At 49.6% G+C, this 25,124-nt stretch carries 24 protein-coding genes and 1 rRNA gene (1 of these 25 only partly in view); 21 read left to right on the top strand and 4 right to left on the bottom strand.

What is annotated here, in order from left to right; all coding sequences use genetic code 11:
• The first annotated feature begins 64 nt into the window (after window positions 1-64).
• The gene (locus tag ACWAU4_RS22180) at window positions 65-1,312 is read left to right on the top strand and encodes an ATP-binding cassette domain-containing protein (protein WP_208125330.1); all 1,248 of its coding nucleotides are present in this window, start codon (window positions 65-67) and stop codon (window positions 1,310-1,312) included.
• Here the strand turns inward: ACWAU4_RS22180 and ACWAU4_RS22175 are convergent.
• The gene (locus tag ACWAU4_RS22175) at window positions 1,309-2,160 is read right to left on the bottom strand and encodes an endonuclease/exonuclease/phosphatase family protein (protein ID WP_454290391.1); all 852 of its coding nucleotides are present in this window, start codon (window positions 2,158-2,160) and stop codon (window positions 1,309-1,311) included. The genes ACWAU4_RS22180 and ACWAU4_RS22175 overlap by 4 nt on opposite strands.
• Before the next feature lie 148 nt (window positions 2,161-2,308).
• Between ACWAU4_RS22175 and mioC the strand changes: the two genes are divergently transcribed.
• The 18 genes from mioC to glmS all read left to right on the top strand — a co-directional run bounded on the left by mioC (window position 2,309) and on the right by glmS (window position 21,367).
• Window positions 2,309-2,749 (top strand): FMN-binding protein MioC, encoded by a 441-nt coding sequence (gene mioC, locus ACWAU4_RS22170; RefSeq protein WP_025011723.1) that lies wholly within the window; start codon window positions 2,309-2,311, stop codon window positions 2,747-2,749.
• A gap of 450 nt (window positions 2,750-3,199) precedes the next feature.
• A complete protein-coding gene (gene mnmG / locus ACWAU4_RS22165) occupies window positions 3,200-5,089 on the top strand; it encodes a tRNA uridine-5-carboxymethylaminomethyl(34) synthesis enzyme MnmG (RefSeq protein ID WP_044735595.1) in 1,890 nt (629 codons plus the stop codon).
• Window positions 5,090-5,189: 100 nt separating this feature from the next.
• Window positions 5,190-5,813, top strand: a complete 624-nt coding sequence (rsmG, locus tag ACWAU4_RS22160) for a 16S rRNA (guanine(527)-N(7))-methyltransferase RsmG (RefSeq protein ID WP_025889675.1) — start codon at window positions 5,190-5,192, stop codon at window positions 5,811-5,813.
• An 86-nt stretch (window positions 5,814-5,899) separates the two neighbouring features.
• Window positions 5,900-6,688 (top strand): ParA family protein, encoded by a 789-nt coding sequence (locus tag ACWAU4_RS22155; protein ID WP_208126246.1) that lies wholly within the window; start codon window positions 5,900-5,902, stop codon window positions 6,686-6,688.
• A 10-nt stretch (window positions 6,689-6,698) separates the two neighbouring features.
• Window positions 6,699-7,580: a ParB/RepB/Spo0J family partition protein gene (locus tag ACWAU4_RS22150; RefSeq protein ID WP_025889677.1), complete on the top strand. Its 882-nt coding sequence runs from the start codon at window positions 6,699-6,701 to the stop codon at window positions 7,578-7,580.
• A gap of 225 nt (window positions 7,581-7,805) precedes the next feature.
• A complete protein-coding gene (locus ACWAU4_RS22145) occupies window positions 7,806-8,189 on the top strand; it encodes an ATP synthase subunit I (RefSeq protein ID WP_028780951.1) in 384 nt (127 codons plus the stop codon).
• A gap of 12 nt (window positions 8,190-8,201) precedes the next feature.
• A complete protein-coding gene (gene atpB / locus ACWAU4_RS22140; protein WP_025011728.1) occupies window positions 8,202-8,996 on the top strand; it encodes a F0F1 ATP synthase subunit A in 795 nt (264 codons plus the stop codon).
• A 65-nt stretch (window positions 8,997-9,061) separates the two neighbouring features.
• Complete coding sequence (gene atpE / locus ACWAU4_RS22135; protein WP_025011729.1) at window positions 9,062-9,313, top strand: F0F1 ATP synthase subunit C; 252 nt, start codon at window positions 9,062-9,064, stop codon at window positions 9,311-9,313.
• A gap of 37 nt (window positions 9,314-9,350) precedes the next feature.
• Window positions 9,351-9,821 carry a F0F1 ATP synthase subunit B gene (atpF, locus tag ACWAU4_RS22130; RefSeq protein WP_028780952.1) on the top strand — a complete coding sequence of 157 codons (471 nt, stop codon included), beginning with the start codon at window positions 9,351-9,353 and terminating at the stop codon, window positions 9,819-9,821.
• Window positions 9,822-9,836: 15 nt separating this feature from the next.
• Window positions 9,837-10,370: a F0F1 ATP synthase subunit delta gene (gene atpH / locus ACWAU4_RS22125; protein ID WP_025011730.1), complete on the top strand. Its 534-nt coding sequence runs from the start codon at window positions 9,837-9,839 to the stop codon at window positions 10,368-10,370.
• A gap of 14 nt (window positions 10,371-10,384) precedes the next feature.
• Window positions 10,385-11,926, top strand: coding sequence for a F0F1 ATP synthase subunit alpha (gene atpA / locus ACWAU4_RS22120; protein WP_025011731.1), 1,542 nt, complete (start codon window positions 10,385-10,387; stop codon window positions 11,924-11,926).
• Window positions 11,927-11,976: 50 nt separating this feature from the next.
• Window positions 11,977-12,837 carry a F0F1 ATP synthase subunit gamma gene (gene atpG / locus ACWAU4_RS22115; protein WP_025889684.1) on the top strand — a complete coding sequence of 287 codons (861 nt, stop codon included), beginning with the start codon at window positions 11,977-11,979 and terminating at the stop codon, window positions 12,835-12,837.
• A 35-nt stretch (window positions 12,838-12,872) separates the two neighbouring features.
• Window positions 12,873-14,261 (top strand): F0F1 ATP synthase subunit beta, encoded by a 1,389-nt coding sequence (gene atpD, locus ACWAU4_RS22110; protein ID WP_025889685.1) that lies wholly within the window; start codon window positions 12,873-12,875, stop codon window positions 14,259-14,261.
• Window positions 14,262-14,297: 36 nt separating this feature from the next.
• Window positions 14,298-14,726: a F0F1 ATP synthase subunit epsilon gene (locus ACWAU4_RS22105; protein WP_025011732.1), complete on the top strand. Its 429-nt coding sequence runs from the start codon at window positions 14,298-14,300 to the stop codon at window positions 14,724-14,726.
• 155 nt (window positions 14,727-14,881) lie between these two features.
• Window positions 14,882-16,246, top strand: coding sequence for a bifunctional UDP-N-acetylglucosamine diphosphorylase/glucosamine-1-phosphate N-acetyltransferase GlmU (gene glmU / locus ACWAU4_RS22100; protein ID WP_208125328.1), 1,365 nt, complete (start codon window positions 14,882-14,884; stop codon window positions 16,244-16,246).
• Window positions 16,247-16,427: 181 nt separating this feature from the next.
• Window positions 16,428-18,512, top strand: coding sequence for a TonB-dependent siderophore receptor (locus ACWAU4_RS22095; protein WP_208125327.1), 2,085 nt, complete (start codon window positions 16,428-16,430; stop codon window positions 18,510-18,512).
• Between the two features lie 230 nt (window positions 18,513-18,742).
• Complete coding sequence (locus ACWAU4_RS22090; RefSeq protein ID WP_025889688.1) at window positions 18,743-19,513, top strand: DeoR/GlpR family DNA-binding transcription regulator; 771 nt, start codon at window positions 18,743-18,745, stop codon at window positions 19,511-19,513.
• A gap of 24 nt (window positions 19,514-19,537) precedes the next feature.
• Complete coding sequence (gene glmS, locus ACWAU4_RS22085) at window positions 19,538-21,367, top strand: glutamine--fructose-6-phosphate transaminase (isomerizing) (protein WP_044735592.1); 1,830 nt, start codon at window positions 19,538-19,540, stop codon at window positions 21,365-21,367.
• A 57-nt stretch (window positions 21,368-21,424) separates the two neighbouring features.
• Here glmS and ACWAU4_RS22080 read toward each other — a convergent pair whose 3' ends face one another.
• The 3 genes from ACWAU4_RS22080 to ACWAU4_RS22070 all read right to left on the bottom strand — a co-directional run bounded on the left by ACWAU4_RS22080 (window position 21,425) and on the right by ACWAU4_RS22070 (window position 23,124).
• Window positions 21,425-21,628, bottom strand: coding sequence for a DUF2061 domain-containing protein (locus ACWAU4_RS22080; protein WP_096142816.1), 204 nt, complete (start codon window positions 21,626-21,628; stop codon window positions 21,425-21,427).
• Window positions 21,629-21,760: 132 nt separating this feature from the next.
• Complete coding sequence (locus ACWAU4_RS22075; protein WP_028780956.1) at window positions 21,761-22,663, bottom strand: 1,4-dihydroxy-2-naphthoyl-CoA synthase; 903 nt, start codon at window positions 22,661-22,663, stop codon at window positions 21,761-21,763.
• Window positions 22,664-22,773: 110 nt separating this feature from the next.
• Window positions 22,774-23,124 carry a hypothetical protein gene (locus ACWAU4_RS22070; protein ID WP_025889692.1) on the bottom strand — a complete coding sequence of 117 codons (351 nt, stop codon included), beginning with the start codon at window positions 23,122-23,124 and terminating at the stop codon, window positions 22,774-22,776.
• 87 nt (window positions 23,125-23,211) lie between these two features.
• Between ACWAU4_RS22070 and ccoG the strand changes: the two genes are divergently transcribed.
• Window positions 23,212-24,639 (top strand): cytochrome c oxidase accessory protein CcoG, encoded by a 1,428-nt coding sequence (ccoG, locus tag ACWAU4_RS22065; RefSeq protein ID WP_025011738.1) that lies wholly within the window; start codon window positions 23,212-23,214, stop codon window positions 24,637-24,639.
• A gap of 477 nt (window positions 24,640-25,116) precedes the next feature.
• Window positions 25,117-25,124, top strand: a 16S ribosomal RNA gene (locus ACWAU4_RS22060) (it continues 1,537 nt past the right edge of the window).

The following is a 25,124-nucleotide window of genomic DNA, read 5'->3' as shown; positions in this document are numbered from 1 at the left end:
AACAACAAATTTAATTTGAATAGAGACATCTGGCCTGTCAGGTGGTGAGTCTCAGCGGATCAAGATGATCCGCCATCTTGGCAGTAGTCTCAGCGATATTGCATATATCTTTGATGAACCCAGCGTCGGGCTGCATGCCCGCGATGTCCGTCAACTCGCCGATTTACTCACTCGCCTGCGGAATAAGGGAAATAGTGTCCTCATAGTTGAACATGACCCAGATGTAATTGCCATTGCCGATCATGTTATCGATATGGGCCCTGGGGCCGGAGAAGCGGGTGGTCAGGTAGTTTATCAAGGCCCTTTTATAGGGCTCAAACAAGCAGATACCATGACAGGCCAAGGCTTGCGCCGAAAAAGTTATCCAAGAGTATCACAGCGTAAAAACTCAGGTTGGCTCAAGCTTGAGCATCAGTCTATGTTCAATGTTCATGATCTGTCGGTCGATATTCCCCTCGGGGTCGTAACTGTGGTTGCCGGTGTCGCCGGCTCGGGGAAATCGACGTTAGCCAATAGGATATTGCCCCGCCTTTATGCAGACGTGGTGGTGATTGATCAAGACGAACTTCGCGCATCCTCCCGTTCAACCCCTGCCAGCTATCTCGGTATCCTGGATGATATCCGTCGCCATTTCGCCAGGCAGAGTGGCAAAGCTGTCGGCCTATTCAGTAACAATGCAGCCGGGGCTTGCCCTGCATGTAAAGGACGAGGTGTTGTACGCACAGATCTTGCGTTTCTTGAAACTATTGAGTCTATGTGTGAAACCTGCCAAGGTTCGGGATACAGCGGGGAAGCCAGCACCATTCGAGTCGCTGGAAAATCTATCGTTCAGATAATGAACATGCGCCCGCAAGAGGTTCTGCAGGTATTCAAGCACCAGACGAAAATAGTAAATGCACTGACACGCCTGATTCAGGTTGGACTCGGCTACATACAGATAGGTCAGCGGCTGTCCACTTTATCCGGAGGTGAAAGGCAGAGACTCAAACTGGCAGCAGAACTGGAACGAAGCGGAGGCATTTATGTCTTTGATGAACCCACCTCCGGTCTGCATATGGCCGATGTCGATCGCCTGCTCGAGCTGTTTACCTTACTAGCAGATCAAGGAAAAACTGTGATAATCGTCGAGCATAATCTCGAGATGATAGCCAATGCTGACCACGTAATAGAAATGGGCCCGGGAGCCGGAAAACATGGCGGAAAGATAATCTATCAGGGCCCTCCGTTAGGAATGCTGACTTCCGCGACTTCGGTCACAGGCCCTTTTTTGGAGGAGCAGATGTCAGGGAAACATGAGTTACTTAGGGCCTAGCGCTCGGCAATCACAAAGCTGGCGACCATAGGATTGTGATCCGACACATCTGTTTTCGGCACATACAGCTCTTTGGGTTTCAATCCTCGATAAAAGAGATGATCCAAAGGATACCCCAGAACTCTCACCCTGTTATCCTCGCCAAAATGAGCCTCATTCAATCCCAAAGAGGAAGCGAAGGCGGCCAGCAACATACTGCGCTCCTCACTCCAGGTATTGAAATCGCCCGCCAGAATAATAGGCCCCACTACTCTTTCCTCAGCCAGGGCTTCAGTCAAAGACTTAAGTTGCTGCCGATATTCTTCGATACCGACACTGAAGTTAATTCCATGGACATTTACCACAGTCAATAATGTACCATCAGACAAAGGATATTCAGCGACCAAGGCCGTCTTGGGCAAACGCAACCAGGGCTCAAGAGTGCGGTAGCCACAACTGCTCAAGGGAGCGCTGCGTGACAGATTCATCACTCCGGCCGGGGTATCCAATACACTGAAAGCGTTGGCGAAACGCCAAAACCACTGCGCAGCATTCAAATAAAGGTACATGCCGGGATCCAGGCGGGCTTCCTGCAGCAACACCAACTGCCTGCCTGTTGTAAAATCATCGAGACGAGAACGCCACAGGCCGTTTTGCTGCTTCTGAATATTCCAGATCAACACGCCAAACTCACCATTCTTATCCAGCGCCTTTGCCGTTGGCGTTTGGATACAGGCCGCGCCGGTATTGGAATCAACCCTGTCAGATTGCAGTTGAACATTTGCCGGTACGGTAAACAACCAATGCCATCCCCCGAGTATCACCAGCAAAGAAAGCAACGGGAAGATCAGCAACCACTTCAGTTTCATATCAGCCTCAAGCGCAGAAAGAGCCTACAACAGGATCAATGCAATAGTGCTCAAACTCAGGTTACCCAAGGCTGTCTGTCACCGCAAATTGGATTAATATGGGCCGATTAAATCAAGGCGCCAGGCGCTACATACAGAGAGGATTATCATGGCGAAAGTCGAAGTATTAGTTGGAACCACCTTGGGAGGAGCCGAATATGTCGCCGAAGAACTCATCAATAAGCTTGAACAAAACGGCCACCAGACAAGCCTGTACTTAACCCCACAGTTGGAGCAACTGGATCCCAAAGCCCTTTGGTTGATCGTTTCCTCCACCCATGGGGCCGGCGATCTTCCGGACAATTTGCAGCCCTTCTATCAGGAATTACTCCAGTCAAACCAAAACCTGCAGGACTGTCGGTATGCTTTATGTGCGATCGGCGACTCGAGTTACGACACTTTCTGCCAAGGCCCGGAAAAGCTGCTTCAGCAACTGAGCGCCAAGGGAGCCAAACCCTATGTGGATAAGATCCAGATCGATGTTCAGTACGATCCCGTACCGGAAGATCCAGCATTGGCATGGCTCGACGACTGGCTGCCCGAGTTATAAAATGCTTTTCAACCTGAATAAAGCATCAAGTACTCACAATTTAGATCTAACTTACCCACAAATTAAGTCTAAAAAACATAACTCTGTGGATAATACTTTATTTTGATCTGATCAATCTTTGTATGAATCAGATCCTCGATACGGCCCAGATCCACCTTGTGGATAAGATCGCGATCTATCCCCAGCTTTAATGGAGATAGATCGCCAACAGATCACAGGATCGTTTTACTTTAAGATGTTGTTTTAAATAAGCAATAAGCCTTACCCACAGCAAAGTGCGATCCTAATAGTAAACACAATAAGAAGATCTATATAAAGATCTTAAGATCTATAAGCCTGATCCCCTGCGATCCAAGAGCACAAAATAGAGCATTCACCTGCATCATTACAGATGCTAAAATGATCGGCTGATATTCCTTTTTCATCCCTTACCCAGCCAAAGGTAAATCTATGCGTTTTCATGAACGGTTTGATGTAATTGTTGTAGGTGGTGGTCATGCCGGAACTGAAGCCGCATTGGCTGCTGCCAGAATGGGTGTCAATACCCTACTCCTGACCCACAATATTGACACTTTGGGTCAGATGTCCTGTAACCCGGCTATAGGGGGTATAGGTAAAGGGCACTTGGTTAAAGAGATAGATGCCTTGGGTGGCGCCATGGCAACAGCAACTGACTATGCCGGGATCCAATTCAGAACCCTGAATTCAAGTAAGGGTCCAGCGGTAAGAGCTACCAGAGCCCAAGCGGATCGCGCCTTGTATCGGCAAAAGATCCAACAGATATTACAAAACCAACCTAACTTAAGGATCTTTCAACAGGCTGTTGACGATCTGGTTGTTGAAAACAACAGAGTCATAGGGGTTGTCACCCAAATGGGGCTGGCTTTTGAAGCACCTGCCGTGGTGTTGACTGCCGGCACTTTCCTCGGTGGCAAGATCCACATAGGTCTTGAAAACTACAGTGGTGGTCGTGCCGGTGATCCTCCGGCGATCGCCCTGGCCCACAGACTCAGGGAGTTGCCTATTCGGGTTGGCCGCCTTAAGACAGGTACGCCACCGCGTATCGATGCCCGCAGCGTCGACTTCCAACAGATGACTGAACAGCAGGGGGATAACCCTCTTCCCGTGATGTCTTTTATCGGAGATGTGAGTCAGCATCCACAGCAAATTTCTTGCTATATCACTCATACCAATGAGAAAACCCATGAAATCATTCGTGGTGGCTTGGATCGAAGCCCCATGTATTCAGGGGTTATCGAAGGTATAGGTCCGAGATACTGTCCATCGATTGAAGACAAGATCCATCGCTTTGCCGACAAGAGTTCTCACCAGATCTTTATTGAACCCGAGGGGCTCAATACCAATGAGTTATACCCCAATGGTATCTCCACCAGTTTGCCATTCGATGTACAAATTGCCTTGGTCCGTTCGATCAAGGGGATGGAAAATGCCGAGATCATGCGTCCTGGCTATGCCATCGAATATGATTACTTTGATCCTCGAGATCTGAAAAATTCGCTGGAAACCAAAACCATAGATGGACTGTTCTTTGCCGGTCAGATCAACGGGACCACAGGTTATGAAGAAGCCGGAGCTCAAGGTTTGCTGGCGGGCATGAATGCAGCTTTGCAGGTACAAGGCAAAGACGCCTGGGCACCTAGACGTGATCAGGCTTATCTCGGTGTGTTGGTGGACGACCTCTCGACTCTGGGCACCAAAGAGCCCTATCGCATGTTCACCAGTCGCGCCGAATACCGCTTGCTGCTGCGTGAAGACAATGCTGATCTGCGCCTGACCGAGAAAGGTCGTGAGTTGGGCTTGGTTGACGATCAACGCTGGGCCAAGTTCTCTGCCAAGGTTGAGGCGATTGAATCTGAGCTGCAACGCCTGCGCAGTCAATGGATCCATGTGAATTCACCTCTGGTTGAAGCACTGAATCCGCATCTCAATACGCCAATATCTCGCGAAGCCTCGTTTGAAGAGCTGTTGCGTCGTCCTGAGTTGGATTATGACAAGCTTATGGGGATCGAAGGCTTTGGACCGGGTCTTGAGGATCGTCAAGCCGCTGAACAGGTGCAGATCCAGGTTAAATATGCCGGTTATATTCAGCGCCAGCAGGAAGAGATCGCCAAAGCGCAGCGCAACGAAAATACCGGCCTGCCGCTGGAGCTCGATTACAACGAAGTGCCGGGCTTGTCCAATGAAGTGATCGCCAAACTCAATGCCCATAAACCGGAAACCATAGGCCAGGCTTCCAGGATCTCGGGGGTAACTCCGGCAGCCATCTCCATTTTGCTGGTGCATCTGAAAAAACGGGGATTACTGCGCCGCTCGGCCTGATACCGTGAACTATTCCAGAGCCGGGGAAGCAGTGGATGCTTCCCTTGGCCGTTTTGGGGCCGCATAATAGCCCCGCAGTATTTTTCTGGGGAGAATACCCGTGCTTGCAGCACAGTTAAAAACATATCTGGCAGAGACTGGCCTCAATGTATCGGATGAACAGCAGCAACAACTGCTCGGTTTTGTTGCCATGCTCAACAAATGGAACAAGGCCTATAACCTGACCTCGGTGCGCGATCCTGAGCAGATGCTTATCCGGCATATCATGGATAGCCTGGTCGTCTCCCCTCATCTCAAGGGGCAGCGTTTTATTGATGTGGGTACTGGCCCTGGGTTACCCGGTATTCCGCTGGCGATTTTGAATCCGGATAAAGAATTTGTGCTGCTCGATAGCCTGGGCAAGCGGATCCGTTTTCAAAAACAGGTTCAGATTGAACTCAAATTAAAAAATATACAGTCGGTTGAGAGCCGGGTGGAAGCCTTTCAGGATCCACAAGGGTTTGATGGGGTGCTCAGTCGCGCCTTTGCCTCAGTGGCAGACATGTTAAGCTGGTGTCAGCATTTGCCGGCGCAAAATGGGGTATTCTATGCCCTTAAAGGACAGTTGAACCCTGATGAGTTGACCGGGATCCCTGAGGGATACAGCATCAGGGAATCCATCGAACTCAAGGTTCCTAAATTGGATGAACAGAGACATCTGCTGATCATAGCTCCCCAGGTTTGAATGCCTTGCAATTGGCTGGCGTATCAAGCAACTTGATGCAAACGGAACCGGGCATCAATAACAAAATTGACAGACAAGGTGACAGTGTGGCGAGAATTATTGCCGTAGCCAACCAGAAAGGTGGCGTTGGAAAAACAACAACTTGTGTTAATTTGGCAGCCTCTTTGGCGGCAACCAAGCGGCGGGTGCTATTGATCGATCTGGATCCCCAGGGCAATGCCACCATGGGGAGTGGTGTCGACAAGTACGAAGTTGAAAACACCGCCTACGAGTTGCTGGTGGAAGAAAAGAGTTTTGACGAAGTCGTTGTGCGTAACACAGCCGGGAAATACGATCTCGTTGCCGCCAACGGTGATGTGACTGCCGCCGAAATCAAATTGATGGAGTTCTTTGCCAGAGAGATTCGCCTGCGCAATGCCTTGGCAAAAGTACAGGGTGAGTACGACTTCATCTTTATCGACTGCCCTCCTTCGCTGAATATGTTGACAGTAAACGCCATGTCGGCGGCCGACTCAGTACTGGTTCCCATGCAGTGTGAGTACTATGCCCTGGAAGGCTTGACCGCCCTGATGGATACTATTTCCAAGCTGGCGGCCATGGTCAATCCCAAACTCGGGATCGAGGGGATACTGAGAACCATGTACGATCCCCGAAACCGTCTGGCCAACGATGTTTCCGATCAGCTGAAACAGCATTTCGGTGACAAGGTTTACCGCACTGTTATCCCAAGAAATATTCGCTTGGCCGAGGCGCCGAGTTTTGGCGCACCGGCGATGTACTATGACAAGAGCAGCGCCGGCGCCAAGGCTTATTTGGCTTTAGCCGGCGAAATTATTCGCCGCTCCGAACAGAACCAGCAAGCGAAACAGGCATAAAGGAATGAGCATGACACCGAAAAAACGGGGTCTGGGCAAGGGCCTGGACGCACTTTTGAGTACCAGCCATGCGGCGAGCAAGAAGCGCGATGATGCCGAGCAATCCAAGGTTGATGCCGGCGAAACTCTGCTTACCCTGGATGTGGATCTGCTGCAGCCCGGCAAGTATCAACCCCGTAAAGACATGTCGCCCGAGGCTCTGGAAGAGCTGGCCGAATCCATCAAGGCTCAGGGAGTCATTCAACCCATTGTGGTGCGTAAGATCAGCGATGACAAATACGAAATCATCGCCGGTGAACGTCGCTGGCGCGCGGCGCAAATTGCCAAGCTGGACAAGGTGCCCTGCATAGTCAAACAGGTTGCCGATGAGGCTGCCGTGGCTATTGCCCTGATTGAAAATATTCAGCGGGAAGACCTCAATGCCATGGAAGAAGCCATTGCGCTTAACCGCTTGATCGAAGAATTTGATCTCACTCACCAACAAATAGCTGATGCTGTGGGAAAATCCCGGGCTACCGTTTCGAACCTGCTGCGGCTCAATGGTTTGAATGAACCGGTAAAGCGGTTGTTGGAGTATGGTGATATCGAAATGGGTCATGCCCGAGCCTTGCTGGCCTTGCAAGGTGAAGAGCAAACTTCTGTTGCCCGATTGGTGGTGGCAAAGGAATTGACCGTTCGTGAAACCGAACGATTGGTAAATAAAGTCTTAAATCCTGCCAAAGAGGCCGAAAAGCCTGTAAAAGATACCGATGTTGCCCGTCTGGAGAGTCAGTTAATTGAGAGGTTAGGCGCAAAAGTTTCCATTTCCCACGGTAGTAAGGGAAAGGGAAAAATTGTAATTAACTATCAAAATCTGGCTGAATTAGACGGTATTCTTGCCAAAATCCATTAAAAAAACGTGGTTAACGCTTTTTAGTGTAAATTTGTGACGTTTGTTAATATTGCATTTATACGAATTTGGGTCTGTATCACGTTAAAAGGTGAGGTTTTTACTTATCTCAAAGTTGCAAAGAAGACTTGAAAAGGTATACTTTCGCAAGCTTTTTGTACCTCGACTCCATACGGATATTTGTAGTCCGGTCATCGAAACAAAAAGTAGTAATGCGGAGAAGAATGATTGAGTAAGGTTTTAGCGCGTCGTGGCCGTTGGTCAGCCTATAAGTTGGTGATGATGCAGGCGGCGATAGCTGGGGGTGCTTCAATTATCTTTTTCGCCGTGTGGGGAGCCCAGTTTGGCTATTCTGCTCTGGCAGGAACTGCCATAGCTGTGCTCCCTAATTTTGTATTCGCGACCCTGGCTTTTTCCCATATGGGAGCAAGCGCTGCCGGTAAAGTTCTCAAAGGCTTTTACTGGGGGGAAGCGGTAAAGTTGCTGTTAACAATAGCATTGTTTTCGCTGGTATTTATCAATTTAAAGGTCGCATTTATGCCCCTTTTTGTTTGCTATGTACTGGCGTTGGTAGTGCATTGGGCAGCTCCTTTGTACTTCAAGCAAAGTTAAGTGGGATGAATCATGGCTGCATCTGGTGAAGCATTAACACCGCAGGGCTATATCCAGCATCACCTTACCAACCTTACCGTTGGTGAAGGTTTCTGGACATGGCACGTTGATTCATTGCTCTTTTCGGTTGGTCTTGGCGTGCTGTTTCTGTGGTTGTTCCGCAGCGTTGGCAAAAAGGCAACTTCTGGCGTTCCCGGTAAGCTTCAATGCTTTATCGAAATGATCGTCGAGTTTGTCGACAACAGCGTTAAAGATACATTCCATGGTCGCAATGCCTTGATAGCACCTCTTGCTCTGACTATTTTCATGTGGGTATTCATGATGAACCTCATGGATATGGTGCCCGTTGACTGGGTACCACATGCGGCCTCTTTGGCTGGTGTGCCTTATCTGAAAATAGTACCGACTACTGACCTTAACATCACTTTCAGCCTCGCGTTGGGCGTGTTTGTGCTGATTATTTACTACAGCATCAAGGTCAAAGGTGTGTCAGGTTTTGCGAAAGAACTGACGCTACAGCCCTTCAACCATTGGGCAATGATACCCGTCAACTTCCTGCTCGAAATAGTTACCTTGATAGCTAAGCCCATTTCATTGGGGCTACGTCTTTTTGGTAACTTGTATGCAGGTGAGTTGATCTTCATCCTTATTGCGCTGATGTATGGTGCCAACTTGGCGATTGCCGCTCTGGGTGTGACTCTGCAACTGGGCTGGCTGATCTTCCATATTCTGGTTATCACGCTGCAAGCGTTTATTTTCATGATGCTGACTATCGTTTACCTAAGCATGGCTCATGAAGATCATTAAGGACTGCTGAAGAAATTTTTTAACTAAATCATCAACTAACATAGATTTAGATACTGGAGATACAGATGGAAACGATTCTGGGCTTTACTGCAATTGCTGTTGCTCTGCTCATTGGTTTGGGTGCACTGGGTACCGCTATCGGTTTCGGCCTTTTGGGTGGTAAGTTCCTGGAAGGCGCTGCGCGTCAACCAGAAATGGCTCCTATGCTGCAAGTTAAGATGTTCATCGTAGCGGGTCTGCTCGACGCCGTAACCATGATCGGTGTAGGTATTGCACTTTACATGCTGTTTACTAACCCACTGGGTGCAATGCTGTAATAAACGCTTCTGTCTTAACTCTAAATAGGAGGCTGTTGTGAATATCAACGCTACCCTAATCGGTCAGACGGTCGCCTTTATTATCTTCGTGTGGTTCTGCATGAAGTTTGTATGGCCCCCTTTGATGAATGCCATCGAAGCGCGCCAGAAAAGGATTGCTGATGGTCTTGCTGACGCTGACCGTGCAGCAAAAGACCTGGAGTTGGCTCAAGCGAAAGCGACTGACCAACTGAAAGACGCCAAGGCTACAGCCAACGAAATCATTGAGTCTGCCAACAAGCGCAAGGCTCAGATTATTGACGAAGCCAAAGCTGAAGCAGACGCTGAGCGTGCGAAAATCATTGCTCAGGGTAAAGCAGAAATTGAAGCTGAACGTAATCGCGTGAAAGAGGAACTGCGTAAGCAGGTTGCTACTCTTGCCATCACTGGTGCAGAGAAGATCCTCGAGCGTTCGATTGATGAAGCCGCCCAAAGCGACATAGTTAATAAACTAGTTGCTGAAATTTGATAAGGGAGTTGAGTTATGGCTGAGTTAACCACCATTGCTCGCCCTTACGCTAAGGCAGCTTTTGACTTTGCTGTTGAACATCAAGCAGTAGAAAACTGGGCAGAAATGCTCGATTTCGCGGCAATGGTGAGTGAAAACGAATCCATGAAGCCACTGCTGGCTGGATCTATGTCCAGCAATAAGCTAGCTGCACTCTTTATCAATATCTGTGGCGAGCAAATTGATGAGCACGGTCAAAATCTGATCAAGGTAATGGCTGAAAACGGTCGCTTGGAGGTACTGCCTGCTGTATCTCAGCTCTATGCTGAGTTTCGCCACGAATGGGCTAAGGAAATCGAAGCCAGCGTGGTGTCTGCTACTGAGCTTAGCTCTGAGCAGCAACAGCAGATCAGTGTTTCTTTAGAGAAACGTCTCGCACGCAAAGTTAAGCTGAATTGCAGCGTCAACGCCGAGCTTATCGCCGGTGTAATTATCAAGGCAGGGGATCTGGTTATAGACGGATCCATCCGCGGTAAATTGAACCGCCTGTCTGATAAGCTGCAGTCGTAATTGGGAGTTTGAGCATGCAACTGAATTCCACTGAAATCAGCGATCTGATTAAGCAGCGGATCGAGCAGTTCGAAGTCGTCAGTGAAGCCCGCAACGAAGGTACTATCGTTTCGGTCAGTGACGGCATCATCCGCATTCACGGCCTGGCCGATGTAATGCAGGGTGAGATGATCGAACTGCCTGGCAACCGTTATGCAATCGCGTTGAACCTTGAACGTGATTCTGTAGGTGCCGTAGTTATGGGTCCTTATGCCGATCTGGCTGAGGGCGTAAAAGTTAAAACCACTGGCCGTATTCTGGAAGTTCCAGTGGGTCGTGGTCTGCTGGGACGTGTTGTCAACACCCTGGGTGAGCCAATCGACGGTAAAGGACCAATCGACAACGATGGTTTTGCACCTGTTGAAATGATTGCTCCTGGTGTTATTGAGCGTCAATCCGTATCTCAACCGGTGCAAACCGGTTATAAAGCGGTTGATGCCATGATCCCTATCGGTCGTGGTCAGCGTGAGCTGATCATCGGTGACCGTCAAACCGGTAAAACTGCGATGGCTATCGACGCCATCATCAACCAGAAAGATTCCGGCATCAAGTGTGTGTACGTTGCAGTAGGCCAGAAGGCTTCTACTATTGCCAACGTAGTACGCAAGCTGGAAGAGCACGGTGCTCTGGCCAACACTATTGTTGTGGTTGCTACTGCTTCTGAAGCAGCTGCCCTGCAGTACCTGGCACCATACTCTGGTTGTACCATGGGTGAATATTTCCGTGACCGCGGTGAAGATGCTCTGATCGTTTACGATGACCTGTCCAAGCAGGCTGTTGCTTACCGTCAGATCTCACTGCTGCTGAAGCGTCCACCAGGCCGTGAAGCTTACCCAGGTGACGTATTCTATCTGCACTCTCGTCTGCTGGAACGTGCTTCCCGCGTGAACGAAGAGTACGTTGAGAAGTTCACCAATGGTGAAGTAAAAGGCAAGACGGGTTCTTTGACCGCTCTGCCAATTATTGAAACCCAGGCAGGTGACGTATCTGCGTTCGTACCGACCAACGTAATTTCTATTACCGACGGTCAGATCTTCCTTGAAACTGACCTGTTCAACTCTGGCCTGCGTCCAGCGGTTAACCCAGGTATCTCTGTTTCTCGTGTAGGTGGTGCGGCTCAGACCAAGATCATCAAGAAACTGTCCGGCGGTATCCGTACTGCTCTGGCACAGTATCGAGAGCTTGCTGCGTTCTCACAGTTTGCGTCTGACCTTGACGATGCAACTCGTGCCCAACTGGAGCACGGTGAGCGTGTAACCGAACTGATGAAGCAAAAGCAATACGCTCCTATGAGCGTAGCTGACCAAGCTGTATCTATTTTTGCAGCTGAAAAAGGCTACCTGAAAGGTATTGAGCTGAAGAAGATCGGTGACTTCGAAGCCGCTCTGCTCTCTTTCATGAACGGCGAGCATGCTGAGCTGATGAAGCTGATCAACGATAGCGGCGATTACAATGCCGAAATCGAAGCTGAGCTGAAGGCTGGTCTCGACAAGTTCGTGGCAACCCAAACCTGGTAAATACATGCGAGGTGTCATAAGGCACCTCAGGTCCAGATTGGAGAGTAGAGATGGCCGGCGCTAAAGAGATTAAAACCAAGATCGCGAGTGTGAAAAACACTCAGAAGATCACGTCCGCCATGGAAATGGTGGCAGCCAGCAAAATGCGCAAGGCGCAGGACCGCATGGCTGCAAGCCGTCCATATGCGGAGAGCATGCGTAAGGTGATCGGTCACGTCGCTCAAGGTTCTCTGGAGTACAAACACCCCTACCTGGAGGTGAGAGAACCCAAGCGGGTTGGTTACATAGTAGTGGCAACCGACCGTGGCCTTTGTGGTGGTCTGAACGTCAACCTGTTCAAAAAGGTTGTCGCAGACGTGAAAAGCTGGAAAGAGCAAGGTGTAGAAGTTGAATTCTGCCCTATCGGTGCTCGCAGTGTTCAGTTTTTCAAGAGCTTTGGTGGCAAGGTACAGGCCCATGCTTCAGGTTTAGGTGATGCTCCCAAGCTCGCTGACCTGATTGGTACTGTGCGGGTAATGCTCCAGGCTTACAACGAAGGCAAGCTGGATCGTCTGTATGTGGTATTCAACAAGTTTGTTAATACCATGACGCAGACTCCTGTGATCGAGCAGCTGCTACCTTTGCCTAAATCAGACGAAGATGACGTAGCGCATCGCTGGGACTACATCTATGAGCCAGATCCAAAGGTCTTGTTGGACAAGCTTTTGGTTCGTTATGTGGAGTCTCAGGTGTATCAGGGTGTCGTTGAAAACATTGCTTCCGAGCAGGCTGCCCGTATGGTGGCCATGAAGGCAGCAACAGACAACGCCGGCACGCTGATCGATGATCTGCAACTGGTATACAACAAGGCCCGTCAGGCGGCGATTACGCAAGAGCTGTCGGAAATTGTGTCAGGTGCAGCCGCGGTTTAGGCTGGGTAACGAATACAAGTTTTAGAGGATTAATCATGAGCACAGGTACTGTTGTCCAAGTGATTGGCGCGGTTGTGGACGTTGAGTTTCCACAAGATGCCGTACCTCAGGTATATGACGCTCTGAAGATCACAGGCGAAGGCGCCTGTAAAGGCTTGGTGCTGGAAGTTCAGCAACAGCTGGGTGGTGGTGTAGTTCGTACCATCGCCATGGGTTCTTCTGATGGTCTGCGTCGTGGTATCGAGGTAGAAAACTCTGGTTCACCAATTTCCGTTCCGGTTGGGGCTGCGACCCTTGGCCGTATCATGAACGTTCTGGGTGAGCCTGTGGATGAAGCGGGCGCTATCGGTGAAGATGAGCGTTATATCATCCACCGTGATGCTCCTTCTTATGAAGAGCAATCTAACACCACTGAATTGCTGGAAACCGGCATCAAGGTTATTGACCTGGTATGTCCGTTCGCCAAGGGTGGTAAAGTAGGTCTGTTCGGTGGTGCGGGTGTTGGTAAGACAGTTAACATGATGGAACTGATCAACAACATCGCGAAAGCCCACTCAGGTCTGTCAGTATTCGCCGGTGTAGGTGAGCGTACCCGTGAAGGTAACGACTTCTACTACGAGATGAAAGATTCAGGCGTACTGGACAAGGTAGCCATGGTGTACGGTCAGATGAACGAGCCACCAGGTAACCGTCTGCGTGTTGCTCTGACCGGTCTGACTATGGCCGAGAAGTTCCGTGACGAAGGTCGTGACGTACTGTTGTTCGTTGACAACATCTACCGTTACACCCTGGCTGGTACCGAAGTATCGGCACTGCTGGGTCGTATGCCTTCTGCTGTGGGTTATCAGCCAACACTGGCTGAAGAGATGGGTGTTCTGCAAGAACGTATTACTTCTACCAAAGTGGGTTCTATCACTTCGGTACAAGCGGTATACGTACCTGCGGATGACTTGACGGACCCAAGCCCGGCAACCACCTTCGCCCACTTGGATGCGACTGTGGTACTGTCTCGTCAAATCGCTTCTCTGGGTATCTACCCAGCGGTTGACCCACTGGATTCCACCTCTCGTCAGTTGGATCCACAGGTTGTTGGCCAAGAGCACTATGACGTGGCAAACGGTGTACAGACAGTTCTGCAGCGTTACAAAGAGCTGAAAGACATCATCGCTATTCTGGGTATGGACGAGTTGTCAGATGACGACAAGATGACAGTATCCCGCGCCCGTAAGATCGAGCGTTTCCTGTCTCAGCCATTCCACGTAGCTGAAGTCTTTACCGGTTCTCCAGGTAAGTACGTGCCCCTGAAAGAAACCATCCGTGGCTTCAAGGGAATTCTGGACGGTGAGTTCGATCACCTGCCAGAGCAAGCGTTCTACATGGTTGGTTCAATCGACGAAGCCGTTGAGAAAGCCAACAAGAAATAACTAGGCAATATTGCATAGTTTGGTAAGGAGAACGGGATGGCAGCCATGACAGTACAGCTTGATATCGTCAGTGCAGAGAGCAAAATCTTCTCAGGCCTTGTTGCCCATTTACAGGTAACAGGTTCTGAGGGTGAACTGGGTATTATGCCTGGTCACACTCCGCTGCTGACCAATATCAAACCTGGCATGGCGCGCATCGTCAAACAAAATGGTCAGGAAGAGGTGTTTTACCTTTCAGGTGGTTTACTGGAAGTTCAACCCAATTCCGTGTCCGTATTGGCTGATGTTGTAATGCGTGCCGATGAGATTGACGAGCAGGCTGCAGTAGAAGCCAAGCGTCGTGCTGAGGCCCACATGGCCGATGCCGGTGCTGACTTCGATTATGCTGCGGCAGCAATTGAACTGGCTAAGGCCGTGGCTCAGTTGCGGGTCGTTGAGACCATCAAGAAGAACATTGCCAGATAACAGCACTGCTGAAAAAAGGCGCCTCAGGGCGCCTTTTTTGTGTCTGTTATTCCTGCTTGCCTCAAGCAGATTTGCAAGCTTCCAAGCTGCGTGAGCGCTGCATTTTTACTGTGATTCCGGTACACTTGCGCCAGCCTATAGAAAAGGAATCTCCCATGTCATTGAATGTTGTAATTCTCGCCGCCGGGAAAGGGACCCGGATGCGTTCCGATTTACCTAAAGTCCTGCATAAGGTTGCCCATAAGCCCATGGTGCAGCATGTGATTGATACGGCTCATTCACTTAATGCCGACAAGATCAATCTGGTTTATGGTTATGGCGGCGACAAGCTGATGACTGAACTGGGCGAGCAACCGCTTAACTTTGTGCTGCAGGCTGAACAGCTGGGCACTGGCCACGCGGTAGCCCAGGCGATTCCCCATATAGATGACAATGACACTGTATTGGTGCTCTATGGCGACGTTCCCCTCACCCGCAAGGAAACTCTGGAAGCCCTGCTTGCTGCCAGGCAAAACGATGGCGTAGCCGTACTGACAGTGTATCTGGATGACCCAAGCGGCTATGGCCGTATGGTGCGCGAGCATGGCAAGGTGGTTGGCATAGTCGAACAGAAAGATGCTACTGCCGAGCAACTCAAGATTAATGAGATCAACAGCGGCATCATGGCATTGCCGGGCAAACAATTGAAAAACTGGCTCGGACGCTTGGAAAACAACAATGCTCAGGGCGAGTTTTATCTTACCGATGTGATCGCCATGGCTCACGCCGATGGTGTGGCCATAGACACGGCTCATCCAGTTAATTCCATAGAGACCGAAGGCGCCAATAACAGGGTGCAGTTGGCTGCGTTGGAACGTGCTTATCAGCAGCGCTGTGCTGAAGCCTTGATGTTGGATGGTGCCAACTTAAGAGATCCGGCACGCATAGATGTTCGCGGTGAAGTGACCGTCGGCATGGATGTGATGATAGATGTTAATGTGATCATCGAAGGTAAAGTGGTGCTGGGTAATAACGTGACTGTAGGCGCCGGGGCTATCCTTATCGATTGTGAGATTGCCGACAACGCCGAGATTAAGCCTTACAGCATAGTCGAGGGCGCCAAGTTGGGTGATGGCGCCAGTGCCGGCCCGTTTGCTCGTCTGCGTCCGGGCGCTGAACTTAAGCAAGATGCCCACATAGGCAATTTTGTTGAGATGAAGAAAGCCGTACTCGGTGTGGGCTCCAAGGCTGGGCATCTGGCTTACCTCGGAGATGCACAAATTGGCCAAGGGGTAAACATAGGGGCCGGTACTATTACCTGCAATTATGATGGCGCCAACAAACATCTGACCGTTATTGAAGATGAAGTGTTTGTCGGCAGCGACACTCAACTGGTTGCTCCTGTCACTATCGGCAAGGGAGCCACACTGGGAGCCGGTTCCACTGTAACCCGTGATGTTGGCGCTGATGAGCTGGTTATTACCAGGGTCAAGCAGAAACATATCAAGGACTGGAAGCGTCCACAAAAACAAAAGAAGTAATTCCCTTAAATGAAAGCACCCACCTGGGTGCTTTCTATCTCACAATCCCTCGAATGGGTTTGAAGTCAATCATATTTAATTGTAAATATCCGTAAAGAAACTTAAATACTAATTCTTCTCATTTATATTTGCTGGCAAAAATAGATCAGATTGCCGGTCCGGCATCGAGAATGAGGTGATTATGAGGTTTAAGTTTTCCTGTGTAGGTATGGCAGTGGTTGCTGCTATCTCTTCAATGCCACTGGTAGCAGAGCAAGCGCCAGAAGATATTGAACGCATCAGTGTTACCGGCCGTAGCTTCAATGATTATAAGACCGGCGTCGCCTCAGGCGCGATGCGTGGTGATATCAATCTGATGGATACACCTCAATCTGTTACCGTTATCCCCGACTTTGTCACCGATGAACAGCTGGCAACGAACCTGGCTGAAGTATTGGTAAATGACTCTTCGGTCACAGCGGGTACACAGCGTTGGAACCGGCAGGTTTTCTCTATTCGGGGGTTTGAACTGGACTCTGGATCGGGCTACTTGATCAATGGTCATCAACAGTGGTCGCACTATGTACAACCTATTGAAACCCTGCAGCAGGTAGAAGTACTCAAGGGCCCATCCAGTATGCTCTACGGCCAGTCAGGCCCTGGTGGCTTGGTTAATATGGTGACCAAGAAGCCGACATACGACACTCTGTTTAACCTTGGGTTTGATACTGATGACAATGGCTCTACCCGCTTTCAGCTGGATGCCGGTGGTAGCCTTAACGAAGCTCAAACCATACGTTATCGCACCGTGTTGGTTAAGCAGGACACCCAATATTGGCGCGAATATCAGGATGGTGAAAATCAGGAAAGAGATCGTTGGCTGGGCTATTTAAACCTGGAGTTTGATCTCAGCGACGATATTACCTTGGCGTTGAAATATGACCACACCCAAGATAAGACAGGGATTGATGTGGGTGGCTGGTTGAATAAAAAAGGTGAGCTTATCGGTGGCAGAGACATTATCTGGGATATGCCTTGGGCATTTACCGATAATAAGGTACAGAACATGGGAGCCGATTTGGTTTGGCATCTCAACGATGACTGGAATGTGAAGCTGGGATATAACCACCAGAAGTTCCAGCGTCAGCGCTTGGATTCTGCTCCGTCTTATAATGAAAATGCGATGACGGATGGCTATAGCATCAGACCTTTCGATCGTTATGATGATTGGCAGCACAAGACTGCATATGTGGATTTCAGTGGTCATTTCAATACAGGCAGTATCGAGCATCAGTTGCTGATAGGTGCCAATTATCTGGACTACTTCTATCAACAACGTCGCGACCGCGGCGGCTCCATAACTGTAATTCCAGGTACTGGCCTACCTGCCAAGCCGGATCTTGATTATCACTCTGTGGCCAAGGGTGACCCTAGTGAATATGACTTCTATGGCGTCTACATTCAGGATTTAATCAGCTTGAACGAACAGTGGAAACTGCTCGCAGGTATACGCTATGACGAGCAAAAAGAAGACGGAGTTACCGACAGCGCAACGTCTCCCAAGTTTGGCATCATCTATTCGCCTATGGATAATGGCAGTATTTACCTGAACTACTCCAAGAGCTTTGTTCCTCAAGGAAGTGTTGATAACGAACTGGATCTTAATGACGGTATGGAACTGGATCCCGAATATGGTGAGCAGTATGAATTGGGCACCAAGTGGGAGCTGTTCGACAATAGCTTGTTGCTGACCGCTGCTGTGTTTGATATTAAGATAGACAACAGGATTGTCACTCACAGCTTGGATGTCCCTCAAGGTGATAAGAGCAAAATTACCCGTCAGGATGGGACTCAGCATCACAAGGGGTTCGAGATGGGAGCTCAGGGGCAGTTAAGTGATAAGTGGTTTATGACTGGTTCCATGATGTATCTGGATGCCACTTACAAGACGGGAGATGAACTGGATGGAAAGACTCCTATAGATGCTCCTGAATGGTCGGCCAATATCTGGACCCGTTATGAGATGACTGAAGCACTGGCTCTTAACTTCGGTGCCGTTTATGTCGGTGAGCGCTTTGCTGATAAAAACAATCAGATCACCAAAGACGCTTATGTACGTTTCGATATAGGTGCAGCTTATACCTTTGATATTGCCGGTACCGAGTTGGGTGTTCGCGCCAACATACGTAATTTGTTCGATAAAGATTATCTGGATGGTGGTGATTACCAGATGGTCACTATCGGTGAAGGTCGCCATTTCAGTCTGGCACTTGAAGCCAAGTTTTAATCGCCAAGAATATCATGCTATTCAGCAATGCCGGCCACTCCAGTGGCTGGCATTTTTTATGGATGAAATCTAATTCTTTCGGCTTCTTGTGACGCGCCCAGGCTCGGGCTGGCTTTAAGGCATGCCTGTATATCGGCTGAACTACTAACGGGCTTTTTTCACTCAGTAATTGCGTTTAGGTTTCGAAGTTATATAATTCGCCTTTCGAATCGAAACTTATTCAGTCTGGAATGACCAAACGCAACACTCAACAAAGGCGTCACGCCATAGTTACCCTGCTGCAGCAGCAGGGTGAAGTCAGTGTCGATGCCTTGGCGCTGAAGTTTGAAACTTCGGAAGTGACCATACGTAAAGACTTGGCAGCCCTGGAGAAAACCGGTTTGCTGCTGCGTCGTTATGGTGGCGCCGTCGTCGTTCCTCAAGAGATGACCCAAACCTTGTCTGAACCGCCTTCCCGCAATAAGTTGGCCATAGCTCAGACCGCTGCCGGGCTTATCAAAGATCATAACCGCATCATCATAGATTGTGGCAGCACCACTTTGGGGCTTATTCCTGAGCTCAATGATAAGCGCGGTCTGGTGGTTATGACCAACTCCCTGCAGTTGGCCAATGCGATACATGAATTGGAAAATGAGCCCACACTCTTGATGACAGGGGGCACTTGGGATCCCCACTCCGAATCTTTTCAAGGACAGGTGGCTGAGCAAGTATTGCGTTCCTACAACTTTGACCAGCTTTTTATCGGTGCCGATGGCATTGACTTGCAGCGAGGCACCACCACTTTCAATGAGTTGATTGGACTCAGCCGGGTGATGGCGGAAGTCTCCAGGGATGTGGTGGTGTTGCTCGAATCGGAAAAGGTGGGTCGCAGAATTCCTAATCTTGAGTTGCCCTGGGAGTTGGTCACGACCCTGGTGACAGATGACAGGCTGCCTGATGCAGCCGCTGAAAGTATTTCAAATCAAGGGGTAAAGCTGATCTTAGCCCCTTTTACAGCATAAACTTTAAATTAAGCGGATATTGATATGTGTGGAATTGTTGGCGCAGTAGCGCAGCGGGATGTAGCTGAAATCTTGATAGAGGGGCTGAAACGCCTGGAATATCGTGGCTATGATTCGGCCGGTGTGGCTGTCATTCACCAAGGTGAACTGACCCGTACCCGCAGAGTTGGCAAGGTGCAGGAGTTGGCCGATGCTTTGCAAACGGCTCCTTTGGCCGGTGGTACCGGCATCGCCCATACCCGTTGGGCGACCCATGGTGAGCCCAGTGAGCGCAACGCGCATCCACATCAATCCGGCAGCGACATAGCCGTGGTGCACAACGGGATTATTGAAAATCACGCTAAATTGCGGGAGATGCTCAAGGGTTTGGGTTATCAGTTCAACTCAGATACAGATACAGAAGTCATTTGTCATCTGGTTGACCATGAGCTCAAGTCTGCCCCCGGCTTGCTGGCGGCGGTACAAGCCACGGTCAAACAACTGGAAGGTGCCTATGGCACTGTGGTCATCGACCGCCGTGACCCTGAGCGGCTGGTGGTCGCCCGCAGTGGCAGCCCATTGGTAATAGGCTTTGGCCTGGGAGAAAACTTCGTCGCCTCGGATCAGTTGGCGCTGCTGCCGGTGACCCGTACTTTTGCCTTCCTGGAAGAGGGTGATGTCGCCGAAGTGACTCGCCGTGAGGTCCATATCTATGATCTGGACGGTAACCCGGTTGTACGTGAAAAGAAAGAATCTGAAATCACCCATGATGCCGGTGACAAGGGCGAGTATCGTCACTATATGCTTAAAGAGATCTATGAGCAGCCAATGGCGCTGGCCCGTACTCTCGAAGGACGAATTGCCCAACAGCAGGTGCTGGATAGTGCCTTTGGTGATAATGCAGCCGAGCTTCTCAAAGATATCAAACACGTACAGATCATTGCCTGTGGTACCAGTTACCATGCCGGTATGGCGGCACGTTATTGGCTGGAAGATTGGGCCGGCGTTTCCTGTAATGTGGAAATCGCCTCTGAATTCCGCTACCGCAAGTCGCATCTGTTCCCCAACAGTTTGTTGGTCACTATTTCTCAATCCGGTGAAACGGCCGATACCTTGGCGGCTATGCGTTTGGCCAAAGAGATGGGGTATAAGGCGACCCTGACCATATGCAACGCTCCCGGCTCCTCGCTGGTTCGCGAGTCCGACATGGCATATATGATGAAAGCCGGTGCCGAGATAGGTGTGGCTTCCACCAAGGCTTTTACCGTGCAGTTGGCCGGTTTGTTGATGCTGACGGCGGCACTGGGACGTTATAACAGCATGAGTGTGGAAATGCAGGCGGCAATCGCCCAGAGTCTACAGTCTATGCCGGCTAAAGTGGAGCAGGCTTTGGGGTTGGATGATGCCATTGCCGAGTTGGCAGAAGACTTTGCCGATAAGAGCCATGCCCTGTTCCTGGGACGTGGCGATCAGTACCCCATAGCGATGGAAGGTGCGCTGAAGCTGAAGGAGATCTCCTATATTCATGCCGAGGCTTATGCATCCGGAGAGCTGAAACATGGACCATTGGCGCTGATCGATGCCGACATGCCTGTGATAGTGGTGGCACCCAATAATGAACTGCTTGAAAAGCTCAAGTCCAATGTGGAAGAAGTGCGTGCCCGTGGTGGCTTGATGTATGTGTTTGCTGATGTTGATGCTGAATTTGCATCCGATGACACCATGAAGGTAATTCCTGTGCCACATTGTGATGAGTTTATGGCACCGCTTATTTACACCATTCCGCTGCAGTTGCTGTCATACCATGTTGCCCTGATCAAAGGGACTGATGTGGATCAGCCAAGAAACTTGGCCAAGTCGGTTACTGTGGAGTAATTGGCCGGAATCAAGCTCAAGCCTGAAAGTGTTGCCATTAATCGCCTGAGTGTATGCTCAGGCGGTTAATTGTGTCAGCCGCTGCTGCTTTTTTGCTTCGTATCTTTTCCAGATTTTTTCGTGGAAGTAGAAAACAACAGTATTGATACTGGGTTCTACCAGGGCCACGGCACCACCGATAAGTACACTGCCGGTAAGCAGATAAGTGATGGTAAAGGCTACGCTGAAGTGCAGTATGGCAAAGGTCATTGTCTTAATCATGGTGGTTCTCCTCTCTCGATAATTTAATGATAATAATTCTCATTAATAATTGAAAGAGGGTTTAACAGATTAATTTGACCGTTTTTATCTATTAAAAAGGCCGCTTATGCGGCCTTTAGTCGTCTAATACTATCAGTAATGCCAAGGGAAGCTGGAAAAGTCCTGATCGCGTTTTTCAAGAAACGCGTCTCGGCCTTCCTGGGCCTCGGCTGTGCCATAGGCCAAACGGGTCGCTTCACCGGCAAACAGTTGCTGGCCAACCAAACCATCATCAGGCAGGTTAAAGCCATATTTAAGCATGCGCATTGCGGTTGGGGACTTGGAGTTGATCTCCTTGGCCCAGCGCAGAGCTTCGGTTTCAAGTTCTGCATGAGGAACCGAACGGTTAACCATGCCCATAGCAAAGGCTTCATCGGCACTGTAGTTAAAGCCACAGAAAAATATTTCTCTTGCCCGTTTCTGGCCTATCATCTTCGCCAGATAAGCACTGCCATAGCCGGAATCAAAGCTGGCTACATCAGGATCTGTCTGTTTGAAAACGGCATGTTCTTTCGATGCCAGTGTCAGATCGCACACCACGTGCAGGCTGTGACCGCCACCAACCGCCCAACCGGGAACAACGGCTATGACGACTTTGGGCATAAAGCGGATCAAGCGCTGCACTTCGAGAATATGCAGGCGGCCCATGCGAGCTAAATCGGCCTTGCCGGCTTCCTCACCTTCATATTTGTAGCCGTCCTTGCCGCGAATACGCTGATCGCCACCGGAGGAGAAGGAATATTGCCCCTTGGCCGATGGACCATTGCCCGTTAACAGTACACAACCTACATCAGACCATTGCCGGGCGTGATCCAGAGCTATGTAAAGTTCATCAACCGTCTTGGGACGAAAAGCGTTCAGGCAGTCGGGGCGGTTAATGGCAATTCGCACCGTACCTTGAGATTTGGCTCTGTGGTAAGTGATGTCTTCAAAAGCGAACCCGGCAACCTCTTCCCACAATTCAGGTTCAAAAGTATCGGAAACAAAAGATGTCATAACAAGCAGCCCCTATATTGATAATGGCTCAAAGGCTAGGTGGATTGGCATGGGAGGTCAATGATTTCAGGTGCGGGTTTTGCGACCGTCGACAAAACCCGCGGCTTTACTCAGAGGTTATCGCAGATGAACAGCAGATTATCTTTGTTGAAAACAGGATGAGATATGACATTGCCGCGACAATACTCATCCTTGAAGTCCATCAGGGTATCTGGTGTGGTCAGTATGTTGTCCAGCTCTTGTAGCTCTGAAGCTGACAAACGCTCGGCAATATCTGCCTTGAGGCGGGCCTTTTTCTGATCGAGGCGAATGATCTGCGTGCCCGTCATGGCATCCAGCTTGCGTTCAATTTTCTTTACTAATGCTTCGGTTTGGGCAATGGGTTCATCGAGTTTATCCGTCTGAGTGACCAGGTAATAAAGCACTCCGGCCAATATTGCCAAAATAATCCAGCCTTTCATCATTTAGTCCAACTAAGGTTAATAACCCTTGTGTTACAAGGTATAATACGCCAGTTTTTATACAATAAGCAGTAAAAGGCTGTAAAGATGAGTGAAGAGTCGAGCAATAAGGATTATTCGAAAGCCAATCGAATCAAGATTCACCAGCCTGATGCGAGTAAAGCAGACCGCTTTAATCCTCGCAACCGAATTTACGTTCGTGCGGTTGATGGTCTATGGAGTACGTTAAGACGGCGGATGGGATGGATAGCCATGCTGTTTTTTCTCATCTTGCCCTGGCTTCCATGGGGGGATAGGCAGGCAGTCTGGTTTAACCTGGCGGAGCAGAAGTTTCATGTATTCGGCTTGACTATCTGGCCTCAGGATCTGACGTTGCTGGCGGCCTTGTTTATGATTGCCGCCTTTGCACTGTTTTTTGTCACTACCTACCTGGGAAGGGTCTGGTGCGGGTACACCTGCCCGCAGACAGTGTGGACCTTCATCTTTATCTGGTTTGAAGAAAAGCTCGAAGGGGCACGCAACAAAAGGATGAAGTTGGATCAGATGCCCTGGAGTTTTGACAAACTCTGGCGCAAAACGGCCAAGCATACTGCCTGGTTGTTGATCTCCCTGCTGACGGCCATGACATTTGTGTCTTACTTTGTGCCCTCCAGAGAAGTATACCTAGAGGTGTTTACCTTACAGGCCAGTGGCGCCGTGTACTTCTGGGTCATTCTCTTCACTCTGGCAACCTATGGTAATGCCGGCTGGATGCGGGAAATCATGTGTATTCACATGTGCCCCTATGCACGTTTCCAGGCGGCCATGTTCGATAAGAACACCTATATTGTTGGCTATGACACCAAGCGTGGTGAAACTCGCGGCCCCCGTTCCCGTAAGGCTGATCCCAAAGCTCTGGGGCTGGGCGACTGTATCGATTGCGATCTCTGTGTTCAGGTCTGTCCGACAGGGATTGATATCCGTAATGGCCTGCAGTACGAATGTATCAACTGCGGCGCCTGTATCGATGCTTGCGACTCCACCATGGAACGTATGGGATATGCCAAAGGCCTTATCAGTTACACCACGGAAAACAAACTGGAAGGGATCAAGGAAAAAGTGCTGCGTCCCAAGCTGGTGGGCTATGGTGTTGTGCTTACCGCGATGATTTTGGTGTTTATCTACGCCAGTGCCAATATCGCCCCTGTACGCATCGATATCATTCGTGACCGGAATCAGCTCTATACCGAGAATACTCAGGGTATGACAGAGAATACCTTCACTTTGAAGATATTGAACAAAACAGAAACGGCCCATGAGTACCAGATGCACATTGATGGGTTAAACAACTATAAGTGGTATGGCCCACAAACAGTGCAAATTGCTGCCGGTGAAGTATTGACGCTGCCAATCAGTGTGGCGGTCGACCCTGTGGAGCTGAAACGTCCTATTACCAAGATAGACTTTATTGTCACTACCGAAGTCGATGGTGAGGCGGTTGAAGCCAAACAGGAGTCCCGTTTCTTCGGGCCTTAAGCTTTAAGAAACGATTCAAGATAGATAGAAAGGGGCGAGAGCCCCTTTTTTCATCAAAAAATATCGCTTTTTTGGTCATTTGGTTGCTTTTATGAGCGAACGATAAATTAATCCTGTTTTTCTAAGATTTAGCCCTTGCACAAAAGTTCAGGCTCCCTATAATGCGCTCCCACTGACACGGCACAGCGGCAACGCGAAAGACGTGACAGGGTCGAAGAAAAACGGCTCTCGAGTCCTTTCAACGACAGGCGAAAAAAGACGGTAAATACCTCTTGACGCCGCAGCAGGAAAGCGTAGAATACGCAGCCCTGACCCGATGGCCTCAGCGCCTAAGGGATTGCTCTTTAACAAGATAAACAAGCAAATCTGTGTGGACACTCACAGGCATTGAGAAATCGACAAAACGATTTAACTCGATGAAGAGTGTTCATACGAACAGAATTCATTGAGTCGATTCTTCGGAATCAACCAAAACTTTAATTGAA

The sequence above is a fragment of the Shewanella sp. FeAMO genome, from assembly GCF_053653955.1.
Note: the sequence above shows the minus strand (reverse complement) of the source record. Positions and strands in the feature narration are given on the sequence as shown.

Coding starts and splice junctions, on each gene's coding strand:
- ACWAU4_RS22180 (WP_208125330.1), top strand. CDS start 65: ATGATCCGCCATCTTGGCAGTAGTCTCAGCGATATTGCATATATCTTT.
- ACWAU4_RS22175 (WP_454290391.1), bottom strand. CDS start 2,160: ATGAAACTGAAGTGGTTGCTGATCTTCCCGTTGCTTTCTTTGCTGGTG.
- mioC (WP_025011723.1), top strand. CDS start 2,309: ATGGCGAAAGTCGAAGTATTAGTTGGAACCACCTTGGGAGGAGCCGAA.
- mnmG (WP_044735595.1), top strand. CDS start 3,200: ATGCGTTTTCATGAACGGTTTGATGTAATTGTTGTAGGTGGTGGTCAT.
- ACWAU4_RS22150 (WP_025889677.1), top strand. CDS start 6,699: ATGACACCGAAAAAACGGGGTCTGGGCAAGGGCCTGGACGCACTTTTG.
- atpB (WP_025011728.1), top strand. CDS start 8,202: ATGGCTGCATCTGGTGAAGCATTAACACCGCAGGGCTATATCCAGCAT.
- atpE (WP_025011729.1), top strand. CDS start 9,062: ATGGAAACGATTCTGGGCTTTACTGCAATTGCTGTTGCTCTGCTCATT.
- atpH (WP_025011730.1), top strand. CDS start 9,837: ATGGCTGAGTTAACCACCATTGCTCGCCCTTACGCTAAGGCAGCTTTT.
- atpA (WP_025011731.1), top strand. CDS start 10,385: ATGCAACTGAATTCCACTGAAATCAGCGATCTGATTAAGCAGCGGATC.
- atpG (WP_025889684.1), top strand. CDS start 11,977: ATGGCCGGCGCTAAAGAGATTAAAACCAAGATCGCGAGTGTGAAAAAC.
- atpD (WP_025889685.1), top strand. CDS start 12,873: ATGAGCACAGGTACTGTTGTCCAAGTGATTGGCGCGGTTGTGGACGTT.
- ACWAU4_RS22105 (WP_025011732.1), top strand. CDS start 14,298: ATGGCAGCCATGACAGTACAGCTTGATATCGTCAGTGCAGAGAGCAAA.
- glmU (WP_208125328.1), top strand. CDS start 14,882: ATGTCATTGAATGTTGTAATTCTCGCCGCCGGGAAAGGGACCCGGATG.
- ACWAU4_RS22095 (WP_208125327.1), top strand. CDS start 16,428: ATGAGGTTTAAGTTTTCCTGTGTAGGTATGGCAGTGGTTGCTGCTATC.
- ACWAU4_RS22090 (WP_025889688.1), top strand. CDS start 18,743: ATGACCAAACGCAACACTCAACAAAGGCGTCACGCCATAGTTACCCTG.
- glmS (WP_044735592.1), top strand. CDS start 19,538: ATGTGTGGAATTGTTGGCGCAGTAGCGCAGCGGGATGTAGCTGAAATC.
- ACWAU4_RS22080 (WP_096142816.1), bottom strand. CDS start 21,628: ATGATTAAGACAATGACCTTTGCCATACTGCACTTCAGCGTAGCCTTT.
- ACWAU4_RS22075 (WP_028780956.1), bottom strand. CDS start 22,663: ATGACATCTTTTGTTTCCGATACTTTTGAACCTGAATTGTGGGAAGAG.
- ACWAU4_RS22070 (WP_025889692.1), bottom strand. CDS start 23,124: ATGAAAGGCTGGATTATTTTGGCAATATTGGCCGGAGTGCTTTATTAC.
- ccoG (WP_025011738.1), top strand. CDS start 23,212: ATGAGTGAAGAGTCGAGCAATAAGGATTATTCGAAAGCCAATCGAATC.